Origin of the sequence: Nonomuraea africana, assembly GCF_014873535.1 — a bacterium.
Classification (GTDB): domain Bacteria; phylum Actinomycetota; class Actinomycetes; order Streptosporangiales; family Streptosporangiaceae; genus Nonomuraea; species Nonomuraea africana.
This window is the reverse complement of record NZ_JADBEF010000001.1, coordinates 7347305-7367323: the sequence shown is the minus strand read 5'-3', so window position 1 is coordinate 7367323 and position 20019 is coordinate 7347305. Positions and strand designations below refer to the sequence as shown.

At 71.0% G+C, this 20019-nt stretch carries 20 protein-coding genes; 12 read left to right on the top strand and 8 right to left on the bottom strand.

Annotation, left to right across the window (positions count from 1 at the left end; translation table 11 throughout):
• Nucleotides 1–425 precede the first annotated feature (425 nt).
• The gene (locus H4W81_RS47910) at nucleotides 426–1208 is read right to left on the bottom strand and encodes a hypothetical protein (protein WP_225958943.1); all 783 of its coding nucleotides are present in this window, start codon (nucleotides 1206–1208) and stop codon (nucleotides 426–428) included.
• Nucleotides 1209–1513: 305 nt separating this feature from the next.
• On the opposite strand from H4W81_RS47910, the gene H4W81_RS34995 reads away from it, so the two are divergent.
• The 4 genes from H4W81_RS34995 (at nucleotide 1514) to H4W81_RS34980 (ending at nucleotide 5177) form a co-directional block, all read left to right on the top strand.
• Nucleotides 1514–2182: a TetR/AcrR family transcriptional regulator gene (locus H4W81_RS34995; RefSeq protein ID WP_192778708.1), complete on the top strand. Its 669-nt coding sequence runs from the start codon at nucleotides 1514–1516 to the stop codon at nucleotides 2180–2182.
• A 126-nt stretch (nucleotides 2183–2308) separates the two neighbouring features.
• The gene (locus H4W81_RS34990) at nucleotides 2309–3259 is read left to right on the top strand and encodes an LLM class F420-dependent oxidoreductase (RefSeq protein WP_192778707.1); all 951 of its coding nucleotides are present in this window, start codon (nucleotides 2309–2311) and stop codon (nucleotides 3257–3259) included.
• A gap of 100 nt (nucleotides 3260–3359) precedes the next feature.
• Nucleotides 3360–4775 carry an amidase gene (locus H4W81_RS34985; RefSeq protein WP_318782194.1) on the top strand — a complete coding sequence of 472 codons (1416 nt, stop codon included), beginning with the start codon at nucleotides 3360–3362 and terminating at the stop codon, nucleotides 4773–4775.
• 51 nt (nucleotides 4776–4826) lie between these two features.
• Nucleotides 4827–5177 carry a YkvA family protein gene (locus tag H4W81_RS34980; protein ID WP_192778706.1) on the top strand — a complete coding sequence of 117 codons (351 nt, stop codon included), beginning with the start codon at nucleotides 4827–4829 and terminating at the stop codon, nucleotides 5175–5177.
• 83 nt (nucleotides 5178–5260) lie between these two features.
• Here H4W81_RS34980 and H4W81_RS34975 read toward each other — a convergent pair whose 3' ends face one another.
• Both H4W81_RS34975 and H4W81_RS34970 read right to left on the bottom strand, forming a co-directional pair.
• On the bottom strand, nucleotides 5261–6457 hold the full coding sequence (locus H4W81_RS34975) for an amidohydrolase family protein (protein ID WP_192778705.1): 1197 nt from the start codon (nucleotides 6455–6457) through the stop codon (nucleotides 5261–5263).
• 67 nt (nucleotides 6458–6524) lie between these two features.
• Entirely contained in the window at nucleotides 6525–7259 is a 735-nt protein-coding gene (locus H4W81_RS34970) for a tyrosine-protein phosphatase (RefSeq protein ID WP_192778704.1), read from the bottom strand.
• 22 nt (nucleotides 7260–7281) lie between these two features.
• On the opposite strand from H4W81_RS34970, the gene H4W81_RS34965 reads away from it, so the two are divergent.
• Nucleotides 7282–8013, top strand: a complete 732-nt coding sequence (locus tag H4W81_RS34965; protein WP_192778703.1) for a hypothetical protein — start codon at nucleotides 7282–7284, stop codon at nucleotides 8011–8013.
• Here the strand turns inward: H4W81_RS34965 and H4W81_RS34960 are convergent.
• Nucleotides 7918–8754: an SURF1 family cytochrome oxidase biogenesis protein gene (locus H4W81_RS34960; protein WP_192778702.1), complete on the bottom strand. Its 837-nt coding sequence runs from the start codon at nucleotides 8752–8754 to the stop codon at nucleotides 7918–7920. The genes H4W81_RS34965 and H4W81_RS34960 overlap by 96 nt on opposite strands.
• Nucleotides 8755–8898: 144 nt before the next feature.
• On the opposite strand from H4W81_RS34960, the gene H4W81_RS34955 reads away from it, so the two are divergent.
• A complete protein-coding gene (locus H4W81_RS34955) occupies nucleotides 8899–9537 on the top strand; it encodes a VC0807 family protein (RefSeq protein ID WP_192778701.1) in 639 nt (212 codons plus the stop codon).
• Here H4W81_RS34955 and H4W81_RS34950 read toward each other — a convergent pair.
• Nucleotides 9511–9978 carry a winged helix-turn-helix transcriptional regulator gene (locus H4W81_RS34950; protein WP_192778700.1) on the bottom strand — a complete coding sequence of 156 codons (468 nt, stop codon included), beginning with the start codon at nucleotides 9976–9978 and terminating at the stop codon, nucleotides 9511–9513. The genes H4W81_RS34955 and H4W81_RS34950 overlap by 27 nt on opposite strands.
• Between H4W81_RS34950 and H4W81_RS34945 the strand changes: the two genes are divergently transcribed.
• Genes H4W81_RS34945 through H4W81_RS34935 form a run of 3 tightly spaced genes read left to right on the top strand, consistent with a single transcriptional unit; the run spans nucleotide 9953 to nucleotide 12178 of the window.
• Complete coding sequence (locus H4W81_RS34945) at nucleotides 9953–10561, top strand: GNAT family N-acetyltransferase (RefSeq protein WP_225958942.1); 609 nt, start codon at nucleotides 9953–9955, stop codon at nucleotides 10559–10561. The genes H4W81_RS34950 and H4W81_RS34945 overlap by 26 nt on opposite strands.
• Complete coding sequence (locus tag H4W81_RS34940) at nucleotides 10558–11172, top strand: TetR/AcrR family transcriptional regulator (RefSeq protein ID WP_192778699.1); 615 nt, start codon at nucleotides 10558–10560, stop codon at nucleotides 11170–11172. Before H4W81_RS34945 ends, H4W81_RS34940 begins: the two co-directional genes overlap by 4 nt.
• A 34-nt stretch (nucleotides 11173–11206) precedes the next feature.
• On the top strand, nucleotides 11207–12178 hold the full coding sequence (locus H4W81_RS34935) for an NAD(P)-dependent oxidoreductase (protein WP_192778698.1): 972 nt from the start codon (nucleotides 11207–11209) through the stop codon (nucleotides 12176–12178).
• On the opposite strand, the gene H4W81_RS34930 is transcribed toward H4W81_RS34935, so the two are convergent.
• A complete protein-coding gene (locus H4W81_RS34930) occupies nucleotides 12168–12455 on the bottom strand; it encodes a hypothetical protein (RefSeq protein WP_192778697.1) in 288 nt (95 codons plus the stop codon). The genes H4W81_RS34935 and H4W81_RS34930 overlap by 11 nt on opposite strands.
• A 94-nt stretch (nucleotides 12456–12549) precedes the next feature.
• On the opposite strand from H4W81_RS34930, the gene H4W81_RS34925 reads away from it, so the two are divergent.
• Complete coding sequence (locus H4W81_RS34925) at nucleotides 12550–13947, top strand: DUF7059 domain-containing protein (protein ID WP_318782193.1); 1398 nt, start codon at nucleotides 12550–12552, stop codon at nucleotides 13945–13947.
• Here H4W81_RS34925 and H4W81_RS34920 read toward each other — a convergent pair.
• Entirely contained in the window at nucleotides 13932–14801 is an 870-nt protein-coding gene (locus H4W81_RS34920; RefSeq protein ID WP_192778696.1) for a sigma-70 family RNA polymerase sigma factor, read from the bottom strand. The two genes, H4W81_RS34925 and H4W81_RS34920, sit on opposite strands and share 16 nt — an antisense overlap.
• Before the next feature lie 66 nt (nucleotides 14802–14867).
• Between H4W81_RS34920 and H4W81_RS34915 the strand changes: the two genes are divergently transcribed.
• Both H4W81_RS34915 and H4W81_RS34910 read left to right on the top strand, forming a co-directional pair.
• Nucleotides 14868–15323, top strand: coding sequence for a carboxymuconolactone decarboxylase family protein (locus H4W81_RS34915; RefSeq protein ID WP_192778695.1), 456 nt, complete (start codon nucleotides 14868–14870; stop codon nucleotides 15321–15323).
• 11 nt (nucleotides 15324–15334) lie between these two features.
• A complete protein-coding gene (locus H4W81_RS34910; protein WP_192778694.1) occupies nucleotides 15335–16618 on the top strand; it encodes an FAD-binding oxidoreductase in 1284 nt (427 codons plus the stop codon).
• A 264-nt stretch (nucleotides 16619–16882) separates the two neighbouring features.
• Here the strand turns inward: H4W81_RS34910 and H4W81_RS34905 are convergent, their stop codons facing one another.
• Complete coding sequence (locus H4W81_RS34905) at nucleotides 16883–19819, bottom strand: AfsR/SARP family transcriptional regulator (RefSeq protein WP_192778693.1); 2937 nt, start codon at nucleotides 19817–19819, stop codon at nucleotides 16883–16885.
• Between the last annotated feature and the right edge of the window lie 200 nt (nucleotides 19820–20019).

The window sequence follows — 20019 nt, the reverse complement described above, 5'->3', positions numbered from 1 at the left end:
CCCGCCCGTAGTCCGAGCCGCCCTGGAACGGCCTTCCTGGGCGCTCTCAGCCCCCACCCGGCCCCCGGTCCGCACGACCGGGGGTCAGGTGTTGTCGGGTGCTTTCTGTTGTGCGGTGCTCTGTTGTGCGATGAGCCTCCCCGCCTTCTCTCCTTTACGGCAAGCCATCCCCACCGCCTCCGCGGTCACCGGCTGCCGTCCGTCCAAGGGACGCTCCTCGGGCGCACGTGCCCGGGCGCCGTTACGGACCGCCTGCCTCCCCAGGCCCGTTGAGACCGCCTTGCCAGGCCCGTTCTTACGGGTGTCCCGGGCGCCGTTGCGGTGCTCAGCCGGAGTCCTGCTGGGCGGCGCGCCTTCGACGGACGGCACCCCGCTGGGACGGAGGCGCTCGACGTGGCTGTGCCGTACAGAAGAACAAAGAAAGATCAGCGGAACAGAATGTCCCAGTGGTCGGATTCGCTGGCGAAGATGTCGCCGCTGGCGGAGCGGTAGAGGGCCGAGCCGTCGCTCCGGACGCCCGCCCTCGGGTACTTCTTGGTGATGTGGCGGTCGACGCACTTGTTGTGGCGGATGTCGATCTTGTAGCCCGCCGCGTGGCTGAAGGCGCCCGGCGCGTGGCCCGCCTCCGTGCCCCCGGTGACGACCACCGGGCAGCCGCTCTCCCGCTTCAGGTCGATCACCCCGACGAGCGTCTCCGACCTGATGGCCTGCATCGACGTGCAGACACTGTTGTGCCGGTCGGCGCAGTGGCCGCTGGACTTCCAGGTCAGCCCCGCGAGCGCGAGCTGGTCGGTGGCGAAGGCGTGCGAGACGCGCACCGCGTGGCGGGGCATGGCCCTGGACAGGAGCGCCTCGGACGCGCGCGCCCGGGACTGACGCGTCTCGAACCGGCGAGTCTGGGACGGACGCGTCCCGTGCCAGTGGTCCTGGGCCTGACGTGTCAGGTGCCAGTGGTTCTGGGCCGGACGTGTCCCGTGCCAGTGGGCGTGGGACTGACGCGTCCCGGACCAGTGCGTCTGAGACTGGCGCGCCTCGGGCCATTGGGCCTGGGACGGGCGGGTCTCAGGCCTGTGAGCCTGGGACGGGCGGGCCTCGGAGCGGCGGGTCTCGAACCGGCGCGCCTTGGCGAGGTGGGCCTTCGGCTGGTGGGCCTCGGCCACGTACCAGCGGGCCGTCTCGATGACGCCCCCTGGTCGATAGGTTCCCATAATCGGAGGCGGAGCCTCGGCGGAAGCATCGTCAGCGGCCGGGGTGAACCGCGCGGGCGCGGCCGAGGCCGCACCCGACAGCATGATGATGCAGGTCTGTATGGCGATGAGCGCGGCCACGAAGAACCGCACCAACCAACGTATCCACATGTGATGGCCTTTTCGCGGAGTTGCCCTTCCGGCAATGGGATCAATCCCACGCTTCCTGGCGGTTGATCCCTCCTCCGAAGCGATCTTTACCCTGTGGCGGTGATCACCGTGCGGCTCCATGACCTCACGGCCCCGTCTCACGTAAAGTGACGAGCGTGTCCGAACCGCGCAGCCGAGGATCGGAGAGCACCCGCGACCTCATCGTCGAGACGGCCTTGCGTCTGTTCAGGGAACGCGGCTTCGACGCGACCACGATGCGGGCGATCGCGGCGGAGGCGGGGGTCTCCGTGGGAAACGCCTACTACTACTTCGCCTCCAAGGACGAACTGGTGCAGGCGTACTACGACCGTGCCCAGATCGCGCACGAGGAGGCCTGCCGCGAGCTGCTGGCCACCGAGCGCTCCTTCGCCGCCAGGCTGACCGGCGTGCTGAGGGAGTGGGTACGGGTGTCGGAGCCGTACCACGAGTTCGCGGTGAAGTTCTTCAAGCACGCGGCCGAGCCCACCAACCCGCTCAGCCCGTTCAGCGCCCAGTCCACGCCCGCTCGTGAGGCGTCCATCGCCATCTACCGGCAGGTGGTGGAGGGCTCGCGCGACCGCATGGACCCCGAGCTGCGCGAGGAGTTGCCCGAGCTGCTGTGGCTGATGTCCATGGGCATCGTGCTCTACTGGGTCCACGACACCTCGCCAGGGTGCGCGCGCACCTACCGGCTCATCGAGGTGACGGTGCCGCTCGTGGACCGCCTCGTCGGCCTCTCGCACCTGCCTGGACTGCGCGGCATCGCCAAGGACTTCATCGCGGCGGTGCACGAACTCCGCGCGTGACTCTGGTTGGCAGAGCCGCCGGGGTGAGATCCGCGAGCCTGTGGTCTGGGAATCGGCGAGGCGGCGGCATACCGTCTGGTTGGTATGGTCCTCGGTAGTGACCCGACACCTCCCTGGAGGCAAGCGATGGCCCAGAACTGGGGCATGACCATCCCCTTCTTCGACCGCTCGCTGGCGGAGTCGAAGGAGCTCATCGCCGAACTGCCCGCGCTCGGGTACACCGACGTCTGGTCGGCCGAGGTCAACGGCGCCGACGCGTTCGTGCCGCTGGCGCTGGCCGCGGAGTGGGCTCAGGGCGTCAGGCTGGGCACGGCCATCGTGCCGGTGTTCACCCGCGGCCCCGGCCTGCTGGCGATGTCGGCGGCGACGCTGGCCGACCTGGCGCCCGGACGGTTCGTGCTCGGCATCGGCTCCTCCTCTCCCGCGATCGTGCAGCGGTGGAACGCGGCCGAGTTCGGCAAGCCGTACGCCAGGACCAGGGACACCCTGCGCTTCCTCAGGAAGGCGCTGGCGGGGGAGAAGGTCTCCGAGCAGTACGAGACCTTCGGGGTGAAGGGGTTCAAGCTGGAGCGGGCGCCCAAGGTCGCGCCCAAGATCGTGCTGGCCGCCCTGCGGCCGCGGATGCTGCACCTGGCGGCCGCCGAGGCGGACGGGGCGATCACCAACTGGCTGTCGCCCGAGGACGTCCGGCAGATCCGCGCCGAGGTCGGGCCCTCGACCGAGCTCATCGCGCGGATCTTCGTCTGTGTGAGCGAGGACGCCGACCGGGTGCGCGAGATGGGCAGGTGGATGCTGGCCAGCTACCTGACCGTGCCCGCGTACGCGGCCTTCCACGACTGGCTGGGGCGGGCCGAGGTGCTGCGCCCGATGCACGAGGCGTGGGCGGCGGGCGACCGGCAGGCGGCGCTGAAGGCGATCCCCGACGAGGTGGTGGACGCGCTGATCGTCCACGGCGACGCGGCGACCTGCCGGGCCCGGGTGCAGGAGTACGTCGACAACGGGCTCGACACCCCCGTTCTCGCGCCCGTCCCCGCCGACCTCCCGATCCCGGACGCCGTCCGCGCGCTGGCTCGCTGAACGGCCTCCACGTGGGCTTGCTCACACGGCCCCGATCGGGGTTCTCAAGGGCGGGATCCCCAGGGAGTGTGGAGAGAGATCGCCGGAAAGGGAGACGCGCGTGGACGAGGTTCTGAGGCTGGACGCGGTCGGACAGGCGGAGGCCTTACGCGAGGGGCTGGTCAGCCCGAGAGAGCTGGTCGAGGCGGCCATCGCGAAGATCGAGGCGCACGACGGTGAGATCAACGCCGTCGTCCACCCGAGGTTCGACAGGGCACTGGCCGAACTCGACGGCCTGCCCGTGGGGGCGCCTTTCAGGGGCGTGCCGATCCTGCTGAAGGACCTCGGGTGGGCGCAGGCGGGCGAGCCGTACACCGCGGGGTCGAGGACCCTCGACGGCGTGGAGGTCGGCGTGGACACGCACGCGGTGACCAGGCTGCGCGACGCGGGATTCGTCATCCTGGGCAGGACGAACACCCCCGAGTTCGGCACCACGATCACGACCGAGCCGCTGGCGTACGGGCCGACCCGCAACCCCTACGATCCGGCCTACTCCTCGGGAGGCTCCAGCGGCGGGTCGGCGGCGGCGGTCGCGGCGGGCATGGTGGCGGTGGCGACGGCCAGCGACGGCGGCGGCTCGATCAGGATCCCGGCCGGCATGTGCGGGCTGGTGGGGCTCAAGCCGACCAGGGGCCGCTCCAGCTACGGCCCCGCGTCGGGCGAGGCCTGGAGCGGGATGTCCACGCAGGGCCTGCTCAGCCGCACCGTGCGGGACACCGCCGCGGTGTTCGACGTGTTCACGGGTTACGTGCACGGCGACCCGTACGACGCTCCCGCGCTTCCCGGCCCGCTGGAGGCGGAGGTGGGCGCCGACCCCGGGCGGCTGAGGATCGGGTTCGTCACCGAGCACCCGCGCGAGGATGTTCCCGGCGAGCCCGAGCTGGCGGCTGCCGTCACGGCGGCGGCCACCCTGCTAGAAGGGCTGGGGCATGACGTCACGCCTGGCCACCCCGACGCTCTGGCCGAGCCGGACTTCGCCCAGCACTTCGGCGCGATCGTCGCCATCAACATGGCCGCCGAGGTCGAGAACGTCGGCAGGTGGCGCGGTAAGCCCGTCGACCTGGCCGAGCTGGAGCCGCGCAACCAGGCCATGGCCAGGGCCGGGCGCGAGCGCAGCGCCGTCGACCACATGCTCGCGCTGCAGTGGCTCGACGGCTTCCGCCGCCGGATGGCCGCCTGGTGGACCGACCACGACGTGCTGCTCGCCCCCACGCTGGGCATCCCGCCCTTCCCGCTGGGCTGGCTGCCGCCCGACGACCTGAGCACCACGTTCGGCCGCACCGGTCCCGCCGTCGCCTTCACCTCCCCGTTCAACGCCACGGGCCAGCCCGCGATCTCCCTGCCCCTGCACAGGACCGCCGCCGGTCTGCCGGTCGGCGTGCAACTGGTGGCCGCGGCCGGCAGAGAGGACCTCCTCGTACGGCTGGCCGCCCAGATCGAGCGGGCCCGCCCCTTCGAGCACGCCGCGATGCGTTAGGGAACCACGGTCGTGGGTAATGCGTTATATCGCGAAGAGGAGGTACTCGCGATGGTGAAGGCATCCAGGGCCGCTGCGGCCTGGAAGACGTACCGAGAGGTCAGCAAGCCGGGCACGCCCGGCCTCATGACCAGGATCAGGGCGATCCCGCGCCTGATCGGCGGCGTGCTGCGCGGCGAATACGAGGGCATGGGCAAGAGCAAGCTGGCCATGATGGCGCTCGGCGTGGCCTACATCGTCTCGCCCGTCGACCTGGTCCCCGAGTTCCTGGTGCTCATCGGCGTCGCGGACGACTTCGGCGTGTTCCTCTGGCTGGCGGCCTCGATGCTCGGCGAGAGCGGGCGCTACGTCGAGTGGGAGCGCAGGCGCATCATGGGACGGGTCGAGCGCATCACAGAATGAGGGAGCGGGCCCGGGGCGCTCCGGAGGGTCTTCAGGGCGTTCGGATTCGTCGTCGTCCGGCAGTCGCGTGACTCACGCAGCCCTCAGAGCTGTTCCATCCTGAGCCAGGCGCGGGAGGGGAGCGGGTGGCCGAACAGGCGGGCGGCGTTGCCGTAGGCGACTCTGGCGATGTCGGCGGGCGGCAGCGTGCCGAGGTTGCGGGAGACCGCCTGCTGCGTGTCGGGCCAGGTGGAGTCGGAGTGCGGATACCCGCTCTCCAGCAGGACGTGGTCGAGGCCGACGGCCAGCCGTACGCCCGAGAGCGCGTGGTCGTCGAGGGTGCCGAAGTAGAAGTTGCGGCGCAGGACCTCGCTGGGCTTGAGACCGCCCTCCCACAGCGCCTCGGTGCCCACCGGGTGGTCGAGGGCGTAGTCGGCGCGCTCGGCCAGCATGGGCAGCCAGCCCACGGCCCCCTCGACGATGAGGATGCGCAGGTTGGGGAAGCGCAGCGGGATCCCCGACCAGAGCCAGTCGGCGCAGGCGAACATCGCGCTCGCCGGCATGAGGGTGGTGATGGCCTCGATGGGCGTGTCGGGCGACGGGACCGGGGACCAGGAGGACGCGCCGGTGTGCAGGCAGACGACGGTGCCCGTCTCCTCGCAGGCGGCGAAGAACGGGTCCCAGTGCTGGGAGTGGATCGACGGCAGCCGCAGCCTGGTGGGGAACTCGGGGAAGACGACCGCCTTGAAACCGCGGGCCGCGTTGGCGCGGATCTCCTTGGCGGCGACCTCGGGGTCGGGCAACCAGGGGAGCTGCAGGCCGATGATGCGCTCGGGGTAGGTGCCCGCCCACACGTCGATGTGCCAGTCGTTCCACGCCTTGGTCAGCGCGAGGCCGAGCTCCTGGTCGCGGGTCCTGGCGAACGGCATGCCCGACTGTCCCGCGAGCATGCCGGGAAAGCAGAGCGCGGCCCAGATGCCGGCGAGGTCCATGTCCTCGATGCGGGCCTCGATGTCGTAGCAGCCCGGCCGCATGTCCTCGAACCTGACGGGGTCGAGGGTCCACTGCTCGCGGGGCAGGCCGGCGCCGACGTCGAGCCCCGCGCAGGGGTAGGTGGCTCCGCCGTACCGCCAGACCTGGTGACCAGCCTCGGTCTCGACCACCTTGGGGGCCGCGTCGGCGTATTTCGCCGCCACTCGGTCCTCGAAAAGGTCTGGAGGCTCGATCAGGTGATCATCGGCAGAGATGATCACATAGTCGCGCCGCCTCGGCTCGGGGTCGGGAAGGAGCGGCGTAGTCACGCAGGCAACGGTACGACGTGGGCATCACGTCGAACAAGCCGACTGGTCACCTGTTGGTATCGGGCGCTCACCCGGGATCACCCAGGAGGACGGCCCGCAGCCGCCCGATCGTCGCCTGGTCGACGTCGAGCACGTCGGCGCAGTAGCCCTCGACGGAGCCGTGCCTTTCGGCCAGGTCGGCGAGGAAGAAGCGCATAGCCTCGGCGGGCGCCATGCCGAAGCCCGGCCACATCGGGGCCTCGGGATGTCTGATGCGCCAGTCGGCGATGAAGCGCTCGGTGGCCAGGCCGGTCAGCGCGTAGTCGGCGACGATGTCGTCCTCGGCGACGCCGACCAGGGACAGGACGAGCGCGGTCAGGATGCCGGTGCGGTCCTTGCCCGCCGCGCAGTGGACGACGACGGGGGCGGCGCCGTCGCCCGCGATGGCCTCGACGGCGAACCTGAGCCGGTCGACGCCGTCCTCGGCGACCTCCAGGTAGCGGTCGGCGAGGAACCTGCCGACGCCCAGCTCGGGGTCGAAGGTCTCGACGTCCCAGCGGCGCCCCTCGATGGGCAGGTTGTGGTAGGTCAGGCCGTCCGCGTCGGGCACGCGGCCGGTGCGCTCGATCTCGAAGGGATGGCGCAGGTCGAGCACCGTGCGGACGCCCAGAGCCCGGAACCTGTCGAGGTCGTCGCCCGACAGCCAGCCGAGGGAGTCGGCCCGGTAGAACCGCCGCCATCGCACGGCTTGTCCGTCACGGGTGACATATCCACCAATGTCGCGGAAATTATGGAGCCGTAGGAAATCGAGATGGCGCGTCACGGCAATACCTTACGTTGGAGGCATGGAAGGACAACCAGTGGTAAAGACCCCCTGGCGGGTCGTCGGACTGGTCGTCCGCGTGGTGCTCCTGGCGATCCTGCTCTGGGGCGGAGTGGTGAGCGGGCTGAGCACGTTCCCCCGGGAGGGAACCGCGGCCGAACTGCGCGCAGCCCTCGACGACAAGGACACCATCGTCTACCTGGTGGACGCGCGCGAGGTGCGCTGGTCGAACCATCCGCTCCACTGGCGCAGGCTCATCGTGAACCAGGACGGCTCCCTCAGCAGCGACGCCGGTCTCGACCTTGAGGGGCGGATCGGCGGGGATTCCGACCCCGCGCCCGAGGATCCCGACGAGCCCCGGGAGATCGACGTCCTGCTCGCCGCCGCCGAGCTCCGTGGGGTCACGGTGGTGCGAGCCGACGGCGACAACTGGCCGCCCGCCTGGTTCGAGGACGTGCCCGCCCGTTACGGCTGGCTGGTGCCCCTCGCCTGGTTCGCCACGCTGCTGGCGATGCTGGCCAGATCGCGGCCCCGCTACGCCAACCGGTGGGGCTGGTTCTGGATGTTCTTCTTCGGAGGCGTCGGCGCCCCCCTCTACCTGCTGCTGGAACCGCAGCCGATCTGGGCGGCCATGGACGGGCCGATGCCGCCCGCCCGCTCACGTCTCGACGGAGGGGGCGGCTGCCTGATGGCGTTGCTCCTGGCCCTGGTCAGCGGGCTCGGCCTCATCGGTCTCGGCGCGCTGTTCGGCTGACCTGTCCTTCACCTCTCGCCTGATCATCAGCAGCCAGCCGCCGACGGCCACCCCGATGAACAGCCACCACTGGATGCCGTAGGCGAAGTTGAGGCCGCCACCGGCGCCCACGTCGGGCGGCGGCACGGGCTCGGGCGCGGGCGAGGTCGCGGGCCGCTGCTCCGTCAGCGAGACGTACCCGCCCACCAGCTCGTACGGCAGGCCCTTGCCGATGGCGTCGATGTTGATCAGCAGCACCTGGCCAGGGGGCAGCTGGCCCCGGTTCCTGATGCCCGACGACGCCTCGGTCTCGCTCGGCCGCAGCATTCCGGTGACCGACACCCGGCCCGGCGGCGCGGGCGGCACCTCCGGCAGCGCGTCGGCCGTCGCGCCCGCCTTGACCCAGCCCCTGTTCACGAGCACCGCCTGACCCTCGCCTGTCACCATCGGGGTCAGGACGTAGAAACCGAGCTGGCTGTTCTGGGTGCGCCTGCGGACCAGCAGCGATTGGGCCGGGTCGTAGCTGCCCTGGATGGTGACGGATCTGTAGCGGTCGCGGTGGTCCACGTCCTGGCCGGGAGCCACGAGTTCGCCGATGGGAACGGGCTTGGCGTTGAGATTCCGGGTGACGACGTCGCTGTTGGCCGAGCGTTCCTCGTACCGCCCGAACTGCCATTGGCCCAGGAAGACGAAGGCCGGGATGACCAGCAGCACCACGACGTGGAGCGCCAGCCACCTGGGCGTGAGCAGGAACCGGTACACGTCTTCAGGGTAGGCACTGCCCACACCGGTCCGGCACCGAACCCGGGCCCGAAACGAGGGACACCGAAAAAGGGACAGGGTGCGCGGTCATCGTCTACGGTCGGGATCTGTCTCCCATTTCCCCTCCAGGAGCTGCACATCTCCATGGTCGTGCTCGCCGCGCCCGCCGCGGTCACCATGCCGCGTATGTCGGCGATCCTGCGTCATGCCGCGCCCAGGGTTCTGGAGAGCATGATCATGCCGGTCGCCTCCTTCTATCTGGGGTTGATCGTCGCCGGCATCCCCGGCGGCATCGCGGCGACGGTCCTGTGGGTCTACGGCGGCGCGGCCTGGCGGCTCGTGCGGCGCTCCGAGGTGCCGGGCTCGGTGCTCCTGGCCGGGCTGATGGTCACCGTCCGGCTGCTGCTCGCGGTGGTGTTCCACGATCCGAAGTGGTTCTTCCTCATCCCCACCCTGGGCATCTTCTGCGCCAGCGCGGCCTTCCTGTGCACCATGATGGCGCGCCGGCCGATGCTCCAGCGGGTGGCGGCCGACCTGGTGCCGATGCCCGACGAGGTCCAGCGGCACCCGCTGATGCGCCGCTTCTTCGTCCGGCAGTCGGTCCTGTGGGGATGCGCGCAGCTCGTCAACGGCACCTTCACCCTGTGGATGCTGTTCCACGAGGCCATGGGGATCTTCCTGATCGTCCGCACGACCGGCGTCGCCCTGCTCCTGGGCAGCGTCGCCCTCGGGTCGGTGCTCGACTTCCGCAGGACCCTAGGCGCTCTGCAGCTTCGCCCCTGAGCCCGGCACCGCCGTCACCTCGCGCGGACCCTCCACCTCGTGCCCGTCGGCGCACCTGAAGTGCTGCTCGAGCGCGGCCCCGCAGCCGCGGTGAGTCAGCAGGACGGGCGGCCCGTCGTCGTCCGCCATGTGCTTGTCGCCCCAGTGCATCAGGGCGACCAGGATCGGATAGAGATCGAGGCCCTTCTGCGTGAGGCGGTACTCGTCGCGCTGGCGCTGACCGGGCTCGCGGTAGGGCACCTTGCGCAGCAGCCCTTCGTCCACCAGGCGGTTCAGCCGCGCGCTCAGCACCTGGCGCGGGGCGCCTGTGACGGCCTGCATATCGGCGAAGCGCCGCACACCGCTGAACGCCTCGCGTAGCACCAGGAAGGTCCACTTCTCCCCGACGATGTCCAGGGTCCGCTCGATCGAGCAGTTGTCCACCCGGAAGCGCACGTTCATAGGTGAAGGGTACTTCCCGATTCTGCTGAGTCCAATTGACAGACTCAGCTGGCGCCGGAATGCTGAGTCTATGATCGGAACTCAGATCCGTCCCGCCGGGCCGTACGACGAGGAACGGATCAGGCGCTTTCTGGTGGGTTTGTCGCTCCAGACCCAGACTCTGCGGTTCTTCACCGGGATCTCCTCGCCCAAGGCCGGCCTCGTACGCGCGTTGCTGGCGGTGGACGGCCGGCGCGACGCGATCGTCGCCGAGCGGGACGGCGAGATCATCGGTCACGCGATGAGCTACCGGAGCGGTCTGGCGGACGTGGAGATCGCGATCGTGGTCACCGACGAGTGGCAGGGCCGCGGTCTCGGACGGAAGCTGATCGCCACGATCCTCGGCAGAGCCGCCTGCGCCGGCGCGACGACCGTCGGCATGGACGTCCTCGGAGAGAACAGGAGGGTGCTCCGACTTATCAGGAGGATCTGGCCCGACGCCAGGATGAAGGTCTCTTCCGGGTGTGTTGAAGTGACCGCTATGATCCAACCGGCCGTGGTATTTGCGGAACAACGTTCTGTTGGCCCACCATTGACCTCATGAAGACGCACGCCAGTGGTGCCAAGAACGGACGCGACGGACGCACCCGCATCATCGAGGGCGCGCTCCGGCGTTTCAGCCAGGACGGGGTCTCGGCCACCACGCTGGCCAGCCTCCGCGAGGAGAGTGGCGTCAGCGTCGGCAGCTTCTACCACCACTTCGCCAGCAAGGAGCACGTCTTCGGGGTGCTCTACACGGAGATCCTCAACGCCTACCAGCAGGCGTTCGTCGCCGAGCTGGTCGGCCACCAGGACGCCCGCGCGGGCATCGAGGCGGTCGTGGCCTTCCACATGCGCTGGGCGGGCGAGCACCCCGAGCGGGCCAGGATCCTGATCAGCGAGCGTCCGCCGCGCAAGAACGAGCCGGGCGGTCCCGAGGTCGCCGAGGCGCGCCGCGCCTTCTTCCGCCAGGTCGCCGACTGGTGGCGCCCGCACATGAAGAACGGCCTGCTCCAGCCGGTCGCGCCGACGATGTGCTACGTGCTGTGGCTCGGCCCCGCCCAGGAGATGTGCCGCCTGTGGTTCGCGGGGGCGCACGTTCCCAGCGACGAGGAGATCAAGGGTCTGGGCCAGGCCGCCTGGCAGAGCCTGCGGCAGAGCGACAGGGAGCAATGATCCAGGCACCCTCTGTGGTGTTATTGTCGCGAATGTGAGACGACCGCGTGCGCTCCTTCTGACCGGCTTGCCGGAGCACGCCCTCGCGCGGCTGCGCGAGGTGGCCGACGTGGTCGAGGCGGCCGAACGGCCCCGCCTCGGCTTCTCCGACGAGCAACTGGCCGACCTGGTGATCGAGACGGGCGCCAGCGTCCTGATCGTCGATCACGACGAGGTCCGCAGATCCGTCCTCGACCTTCCCCTCGACATCGTCGCCTGTATGGGCGCCCTCACCACCATCGACCTGGCGCTGGCCGCCGAGCGCGGCGTGACCGTGCTCCACGACGCCGACCAGGACGCCGACGCGGTCGCCGAGCTCACGCTCGCGCTGCTGTTCGCGGTCAGCAGGTACATCGTCGCCGCCGACAGGGAGGTACGGCGGGGCACGGCCGGCCGCAAGCGGGTGCCCGCCGCCGAGCGCTACCGGGGCTCGCGGCTGTCGGGCCGTACGTTCGGGGTGGTGGGCCTCGGCAGAGTGGGCAACGCCGTGCGGTGGCGGGCCCAGGGGCTCGGGATGCGGGTCATCGCCTGCGACCCCCACGTGCCCGAGGCCACCCACACCCTTCCCCAGCTGCTCGCCGAGGCGGACGTCGTGTCGCTGCACGTGCCCGTGACGGCCGAGACCAGGGGATTCATCGGTGACACCGAGCTGGCCTCGATGCGGCCGGGGGCGATCTTCCTGAACACCTCGCGCGGCGCCCTGCACAACCTGTCGGCCCTGGTCGACGCGTTGCGCTGGGGCCATCTCGGCGGGGCGGGGCTCGACCACTTCGAGGGCGAGTGGCTGGATCCCGCGCACCCGCTCACCAGGCTGCCGAACGTCGTGCTGACCCCGCACCTGGGCCAGGCCACGGGCGAGACGGCCGAGGACCGCGCCGAGTCGATCGTGGAGGACATCGCCAGGTTCCTGCGCGGCGAGGCACCCATGCACGCCTGCACGCCCATCGAGGCGGGCATCACCGCCTAGGCACCTGCCAGTGGCGGCGGTCGAGCGTGATGTCGAGGGCGACCTCGTGCCGCTGCCGCCGCAGGCCGGGGACGGGCACCCGGTCGTGGACGTCGAAACGGCCGTGCCCTGCCGTGCCGAAGCCCAGCTCGCCGGTGAAGACCCGCAGGTCGTCGCGGTTGCCGCAGCTCGGACAGGTCCACGCGACCCGGTCGAGACCGCGGTCGTAGTCGGAGCAGGCTCTGAAGTACTCGTCAGGCCTGAACCTGGTCTCGCAGGCGAGGCAGGGAAGCAGCATCGGTTCCGTTCCTCTGGCGCGGAATGGTGGGGCACAAGGAGTATGACAGACGTAACGGTGCGATTACCCTCAGTCCCGGATCTAGGATGAGCGGGTGGAACGACTGCGCGACCATCTCCTCAAGACCGGCTACACGATCGACGGCGTGCGCGAACGGCTGGGCGACATGGCCGCCTCGGCGCTGGCCAGGGAGGAGCTGGTCCCGGCGCTGCGGGCGACCAGGGGCGGTGACCCGCTCGACACGATGATCAGGCTGTGGTGGCTCGGCGTGCCGGTGCGCGCGGCGGGCCTGCCGTTCGAGGTGATGGAGTCGGGGCTGGTCGAGTTCGACGGCGACGAGGTGCGCTCCACGGTGCACCTGCAGCCGTGGGAGGAGCACTACTTCGTCGTCTCCGACAGGAAGGTGCGGCCCGGCGACCCGAGTCTGCGCCCCGACCACGTCGTCGGCGCGGGCGGCGCCTCGGCCAACCTCGCCCAGCTGGTCTCCCGCAAGCCGGTCGAGCGCGCGCTCGACCTCGGCACCGGCTGCGGCGTGCAGGTGCTGCACCTGGCGGAGCGGGCCGACGAGATCGTCGCCACCGACCTGAACCCGCGCGCCGTGGAGCTGGCGCGGCTGAGCTGGCGGCTGTCCGGCGTCGCGGGCGTCGACGCCCGCGACGGCTCGCTGTTCGAGCCCGTCGAGGGCGAGCGGTTCGACCTCGTGGTCTCCAACCCGCCCTTCGTGATCTCCCCGGGCGGCCGCCTGACCTACCGCGAGACCGGCGCCGAGGGTGACGCCTTCTGCCGCGATCTCGTCCGGCAGGCGCCCGCGCACCTCAACCCGGACGGCCACGCCCAGTTCCTCGCCAACTGGCTGCACGTCAAGGGCGAGGACTGGCGCGACAGGGTGGGCGGCTGGGTGGGCGAGACCGGCTGCGACGGCTGGGTGGTCGAGCGCGACGTGCAGGACCCCGCCGAGTACGTCGAGCTGTGGCTGCGCGACGCCGCCGAGCAGGGCACCCCCGCCTACGCCGCCCACTACGACGAGTGGCTGTCCTGGTTCGAGGCGCACGGGGTGGAGGGCATCGGGTTCGGCTGGATCACGCTGCGCAACTCGGGCAGCCTCGACCCCGTGGTCCGCGTCGAGCGCCTGACCCACCAGGTCTCGCTCCCGGTGGGCGGCTACGTGGAGGACGTGCTCGACTCGATCGCCGCCGCCCACCGCACCCGCGATCTCGAGACGGCCAGGCTGCGCGTCGCCGAGGGCCTGCTCGACGAGCGCATCGGCGCGCCGGGAGCCGAGGACCCCTCACGCATCGTCCTGCGCCAGACCCGCGGCCTGCTCCGCAGCACCGACGTCGGCACGGTGGAGGCGGCGCTGGCCGGGGTCTGCGACGGCGAGCTGGCCCTCGGGCCGCTGCTCAACGTGATCGCCGAGCTGGTGGGCGACGGCGAGCGGCTGCTCGCCGACGCCCTCCGCCCGCTGATCGCCGAGGGCTACTTCCACCTCTGACCGACGAACTCGTCCACGAGTTCGGGCCCGGCGAAGGCGTACATCTCGACGATCCTGTCGTCCACGATCGTGAAGGCCAGCAGCGAGAACGGCCGGCCGTCCGGCGTCGCCGCCACCACACCGGCGGCGCCGTTGATCAGCACGGGGTACGCGCCGGAGGCCACGCGCGCGAAGGTCATCGCCTGCTCGGCCACGGCGGCGGCGCCACGCAGCACCTTCAGGTGGCCGAGAGTGGCCGCGCGCTGCACGACGCTCGGATCGAGCACCGCGACGAGCGCCTCGAAGTCGCCGCCGCGAGCCGCCGCGAGAAAGGCGTTGACCACCTTGCGCTGACGCGACACGTCGCCGTCCGGCACCGGGGTCACTCCCTGCACCCTGCGGCGCGCCCTGCTGGCGAGCTGCCTGGTGGCGGAGGGGGCGCGCTCCACGATAGGCGCGATCTCCTCGAACGGCACCGCGAACATGTCGTGCAGCACGAAGGCCAGCCGTTCGGCGGGAGCCAGCGTGTCGAGCACCACCATCATCGCGAGACCCACCGAGTCGGCCAGCATCGCCTCACGTTCGGGATCGCCCGGCGCGTCGGCGACCACCACCGGGTCGGGCAGCCGCTCGCCCACGGGCTCCTCCCGCCGCTCTCGCGAGCGCAGCATGTCCAGGCACACCCGCGCGACCACCGTGGTCAGCCACCCGCCCAGGTTCTCGATCTCGCTGGTGTCGGTACGGCTGAGCCGCAGCCAGCTCTCCTGGACGGCGTCGTCGGCCTCGCTCAACGAGCCGAGCATCCGGTAGGCCACCGTCTTCAGATGGGCTCGGTGCTCCTCGAATCGAAGGGCGAGAACATCAGATGCGTCCATCGGTCACATTCTCTCGTCGTGGGTCGTCATGGAGGTGACAGGCCAAGAACAGTGGAGGAACCACTCATGAAAGCACGAATGGGCAACCCCGCGATCGTCGTCCCCGACGCCATGCCGGCCCTGCTGAAGCTCGGGAAGGCCGTGACGAAGAGCGGCGTGCCCGAGCGCACGCTCCACCTCGTCTACCTCCGCGCGAGCCAGATCAACGGCTGCGGCGTCTGCGTCGACATGCACTCCCGCGACCTCAAGAAGGCGGGGGAGACCGACGAGCGGCTCTGGTCGGTGGCAGGATGGCGGGACACGCCGTACTTCACCGACGAGGAGCGGGCCGCGCTGGCGCTCGCCGAGGCCGTCACCCGCCTCGCCGACCGGCCCGAGTCGGTGTCGGACGAGATCTGGGACGCGGCCGCCGACCACTACGACGAGCAGGCGCTCGGCGCCCTGGTGCTGGCGATCGCCACGGTCAATCTGTGGAACAGGCTCAATGGGAGCACCAAGCAGGTCGCGGGCGACTGGGCCTAGAGGAGCGAGAGATGACGAACATCAAGGGCACGATGCTCCTTCCCGGCGACGAGGGGTTCGAGCAGGCGGCCAAGCCGTGGAACCTGTCGGTCACCCAGCCCGTGGCGGCCGTGGTGACGGCCCAGGACGCCGACGACGTGGCCGCCGTCGTCCGCCATGCCAGGCAGGCGGGCCTGTCGGTGACCGCCCAGCCGAGCGGTCATGGCGCCTCCGGCGACACCGAGGGCGTGATCCTGCTGCGTACCGGCAGGCTCGACGAGGTGGAGATCAACGCCGAGGAGTGGTGGGCCCGCGTGGGGGCGGGCGCGAAGTGGGGCGAGGTGCAGGCGGCGGCCGGCGCGCACGGCCTGACGGGCCTCGCGGGCAGCTCGCCCGTGGTCTCCGTGGCGGGCTACACCCTGGGCGGCGGCCTGAGCTGGTTCGGCCGCAGGTACGGCTGGGCCGCCGACAGCGTCAGGGCCTTCGAGGTCGTCGACGCCGACGGCACGAGGGCCACGGTGAGCGCCGACTCCGACGCCGACCTGTTCTGGGCGCTCAGGGGCGGTGGCGGCGACCACGCGCTCGTCACCGCGATCGAGTTCGACCTCCACCCCGCCCCCGACCTGTACGGCGGGCGGATGATCTGGCCGGCCGACCGCGCGGCCGAGGTGCTCGGCGCCTTCAGGGAGATCACCGCCGAGGCCCCGCCCGAGCTGTCGGTCTGGCTGAACCGGTTGCGCTTCCCCTCGGCGCCGCCCATGGTCGCCGTGGACGTCACCTACCTGGGCCAGACGGCCGAGGCGCAGTCCCTGCTGAGCCGCCTCGACAAGATCGACGGGGTGATGAGCGACACGCGCGCCGGCATGGCGGTGGCCGACCTGGGCGACATCGCCGCGGAGCCGAAGGACCCTGGCCCCGCGCTGTCCCGTGCGGAGCTGCTGACCGGGCTCGACGACGCGGCCGTGGAGATCCTGCTGGCCGAGCCGGCGGAGCCGCTGATCAACGTTCAGCTCAGGCACCTGGGCGGGGCGCTGGCCGAGCAGGGGCCCGGAGCGGTCGCGGCCGTGACCGAGCCCTATCTGCTCTACATGCTCGGCCTGTCGCTCAACCCGCAACTGGCCCAGGCCGTCACCGCGACCCAGGACCGGCTCGCCCGTGCGCTCGGCGGCTACGTCAGCGGGCGCAAGCCGTACACCTTCCTGGCCCCCGGTGAGCGGGCGGCGGACGCCTTCCCCGAGGAGACGCACGCCAGGCTGAGGGAGGTCAAGCGGGCGCGCGACCCGCAGCAGGTCATCCGCGCCAATTTCCCGGTTTGATCGGGTGTTGATTGGTTTGCATGCGGGCCGGAGCAGGCTCGAAGCCGTGGACACGCCCCGGGGGGTTCGCAAGAAGCGGGGCGTGTCGCCCGGCCGGCCGTCGATGTGAGGCGGCTAGCCGTCACGTGGAGCATCCGGAAAACCGGGCCCCCTGGCGAAGCGTGATGGTCAGACGGTCGGTCGGGCCAACACGCACCGCACCCGAAAAGAGACCCGGCCTTGATCAACCATGTGTGGATGACACGTCTGGACGAGGAGTTGTACTCAGGACTCGACGACGACGGGAACCCCGGCGAGGAGGATCTTGAGGTCCCCGGCCTCGGGAGCGCCGAGCCTGGTGAAGATGTCGAAAGCCTGCCGTAGGCAGTCGATGCTCCTGGCGGAGTTCCCCATGCCGCGCAGGGCCTTGCCGAGCACTGCGAGCGAGAGTCCCTCGCCGTAGGGGTGACCGATCTCGCGGCTCACGGCAAGGGCCTGCTCCGCGTGGCGCACCGCGTCGGCGAAGCGCTTGGCCGCGATGAACGTCTCGGCCAGCCTGGCGCACACCCGCTGCTCCCACACCCGCTGGTTGCTGGCCCTGAAGAAGGCCAGGCACTCGGCGTGGTGATGGACGGCCTCGTTGAGGCGTCCGACGCGCGACAGCACGATGCCGAGGTGGTAGCGGGCGCGGGCGGTGCCCGCGCCGCTGCCGATCTCGGTGAAGATGGCCAGGCCCTTCTCCGCGGCGACGATGGCGTCGTCAGGACGGCCGAGGCCGAGATGGTCGCGGGCCGAGTAGCTGAGCACGAGCGCCTCACCCGCGGGCACGCCGTTCTCCCTGTAGAACCTCATGGCCGCGTCGAACCAGCCGAGCGCCTCGTCGTGACGGCGCAGCCGTCCGGAGACCACGGCCAGCGCGTTGAGCACCTCGCCCATGACGACGCGCTCGCCCCGGGCGGTGGACAGCTCCAGCACGATCCTGAACTGTTCCTCCGCCTCGGTCAGCTTGTTGGCGCCGAACAGGGTGCGCCCGAGGACGTAGCGCGCCCGCAGCTCGCTGGCCGCGTCGCCGATCTTCCTCGCGGTGGCCAGGATGGCCCTGGCGGCCAGGTCGAACTCACGGGCGTGGGTGCCCGACTCCAGCAGCGGCTCCATGGCCACGATGAGATCGGCCGCGGGCAGCAGCTGCTCGGAGGTGCGCGACGACTCGGCGGCCTGCCCGATCACCGCGAACAGCGTGTCGCCCTCGGAGATGAGCCAGGCCACGGCGTCGTCGGCGGAGGCGAAGGAGCGCCCGCTGCCCACCACGACCAGGTTGTCGGCGATCATGCTGCCTTCGTAGGCGAGCCGGTGCGCCGACTGGGCCGAGGCCAGAAAGAAGCCGAGCAGCCGCCGCAGGGCCAGCACCTTGGCCTGCGGCCGCTCCGTCTTGTCCATGATCCGCCGGGCGAAGAGCTTGAGCAGGTCGTGGAAGCGGTAGCGGCCGGGCGCGGGCGCCTCGAGGAGGCTGGCGTCCACCAGCGACTCCAGCAGGTCCTCGGTCTCCAGCGTGGGCAGGGCCAGGATCGCGGCCGCCGCCCCGATCGAGATGTCGGGCCCGTTGGGCAGGCTGAGCAGCCTGAAGGCGCGGGACTGCGCGGCGTCGAGCTGGCCGTACCCGAGCGCGAAGGTGGCCTCCACGGCCAGGTTGCCCACGCGCAGCTCGTCGAGGCGGCGCTGCTCGTCCGCGAGACGCGGCACCAGCGAGGCGACGGTCCACGAGGGCCGCGCGGCCAGCCTGGCGGCCACGATCCGGACGGCCAGCGGCAGGAAGCCGCACGCCGCGACGACGTCCATCGTGGCGGCCCGCTCGGCGGCCACCCGCTCGGGCCCGGCCACCGCCGCGAACAGCGACAGCGCCTCGTCCGGCTCCATCACGTCGAGGTCGATCAGCTTGGCGGAGGGCAGGTCGGCCAGCTTCACCCTGCTGGTGACGATCGCCGCGCACCCCGGCGAACCCGGCAGCAGGTGGCTGACCTGCTGGGCGTCGCGCGCGTTGTCCAGCAGCACCAGGATGCGCCGGTCGGCGAGCAGCGAGCGGTAGAGGGCGGCCCGCTCGGGCAGCCCCTCGGGGATGACGTCGGGCGGGATGCCGAGCGCGCGGAGGAACGCGCCGAGCGCCGACTCGGGCGCGGTCGCCTCGTCGGTGAAGCCGCGCAGGTCGGCGTAGAGCTGCCCGTCGGGGAACAGGTCGTCGCAGGCGTGCGCCACGTGGACGGCGAGCGCGGTCTTGCCCACCCCGCCGATGCCGCAGATCGCCGCGACAGGGACGCTGTCGGTCTGGGTGGACAGCATCGTCCTCAGCCTGGCGACCAGCTCCCGCCGTCCGGTGAAGTCGTTGACGGCGGCGGGCAGCTGGGCGGGACGGTGCAGGTCGTGGGCGCTCTCCTGCTCCTCGGCGGCGGGCTCGTCCACCGTCAGGCCTGGATCGGCGGCCAGAATCTTCTGGTGCAGGGCGGTCAGTTCAGGCCCCGGCTCGATGCCGAGCTCCTCGATGAGCGCGTCGCGGGTGTCGGTGAACACCGCCAGCGCATCGCCCTGCCGTCCGCACCGGTAGTAGGCCAGCATGAGCTGGGCGCGCAGCCGTTCGCGCAGGGGGTGGTCGGCGGTGAGCGCGATGAGCTCGGAGACGACGGCGGCGTGCCTGCCGAGCTCCAGGTCGAGATCCATGAGCAGCTCGATCGCGCTGATGCGGCGCTCGATCAGCCGGTCGCGCTGGTGCTCGGCGTAGGGGCCGACGGCTCCCGCCAGCGGTTCGCCCTCCCACAGCGCGAGGGCGGCGCGCAGGCTCTCGGCGGCCTCCGCGGTCCTGCCCGCCTTGCGGTGTGCCTCGGCCTCCTGGGCGCCGCGCTCGAACTGCGTCAGATCGAGGGCCGAGGTGCGCAGCGCGTAGCCCTTGCCGACGGAGGTGAGCAGCTCGGGGCGCGAGCGCGGCGAGCGGTCCGGCTCGAGGACCGTGCGCAGCCGCGAGACGTAGGTGCGCAGCGCGCCGAGCGCCCTGGGCGGGGCGTCCTCGCCCCACACCGCGTCGATCATCTCGGTCGGGGTGACCGCGCGGCCCTCCCTGAGGAGCAGCATCGCGAGGATCGAACGCTGAAGCGGTGTGCCCAGATCGAGTTCGTCGCCCCCACGCCACGCGCGGATGGGACCGAGCACGGCGAACCGCAGTCCCTCACCAGCCATGCTTTGAGTCTCCAACGCAATGGAATAATTTGCTACCAAATGATAGATCCATGGCCGTTGTCGCCATAGAGGCAGGTCACTTCGTTCACCAAAGCGTTGATTCCGTGTTGATCGGGCGTTGAGCCCTCCATCGGATGCTGGATCTCACAAGGGCATGACCCAGTTCAACGGGGGCGGTCGTGCCTTTCAGGCCCAGAAAG

What these genes read in the sequence shown, in the direction of transcription:
- H4W81_RS47910 (WP_225958943.1), bottom strand. Translation starts at nt 1,208, where the DNA reads ATGGGAACCTATCGACCAGGGGGCGTCATCGAGACGGCCCGCTGGTAC.
- H4W81_RS34990 (WP_192778707.1), top strand. Translation starts at nt 2,309, where the DNA reads ATGGCCCAGAACTGGGGCATGACCATCCCCTTCTTCGACCGCTCGCTG.
- H4W81_RS34980 (WP_192778706.1), top strand. Translation starts at nt 4,827, where the DNA reads ATGGTGAAGGCATCCAGGGCCGCTGCGGCCTGGAAGACGTACCGAGAG.
- H4W81_RS34965 (WP_192778703.1), top strand. Translation starts at nt 7,282, where the DNA reads ATGGAAGGACAACCAGTGGTAAAGACCCCCTGGCGGGTCGTCGGACTG.
- H4W81_RS34955 (WP_192778701.1), top strand. Translation starts at nt 8,899, where the DNA reads ATGGTCGTGCTCGCCGCGCCCGCCGCGGTCACCATGCCGCGTATGTCG.
- H4W81_RS34950 (WP_192778700.1), bottom strand. Translation starts at nt 9,978, where the DNA reads ATGAACGTGCGCTTCCGGGTGGACAACTGCTCGATCGAGCGGACCCTG.
- H4W81_RS34940 (WP_192778699.1), top strand. Translation starts at nt 10,558, where the DNA reads ATGAAGACGCACGCCAGTGGTGCCAAGAACGGACGCGACGGACGCACC.
- H4W81_RS34930 (WP_192778697.1), bottom strand. Translation starts at nt 12,455, where the DNA reads ATGCTGCTTCCCTGCCTCGCCTGCGAGACCAGGTTCAGGCCTGACGAG.
- H4W81_RS34920 (WP_192778696.1), bottom strand. Translation starts at nt 14,801, where the DNA reads ATGGACGCATCTGATGTTCTCGCCCTTCGATTCGAGGAGCACCGAGCC.
- H4W81_RS34915 (WP_192778695.1), top strand. Translation starts at nt 14,868, where the DNA reads ATGAAAGCACGAATGGGCAACCCCGCGATCGTCGTCCCCGACGCCATG.
- H4W81_RS34910 (WP_192778694.1), top strand. Translation starts at nt 15,335, where the DNA reads ATGACGAACATCAAGGGCACGATGCTCCTTCCCGGCGACGAGGGGTTC.
- H4W81_RS34905 (WP_192778693.1), bottom strand. Translation starts at nt 19,819, where the DNA reads ATGGCTGGTGAGGGACTGCGGTTCGCCGTGCTCGGTCCCATCCGCGCG.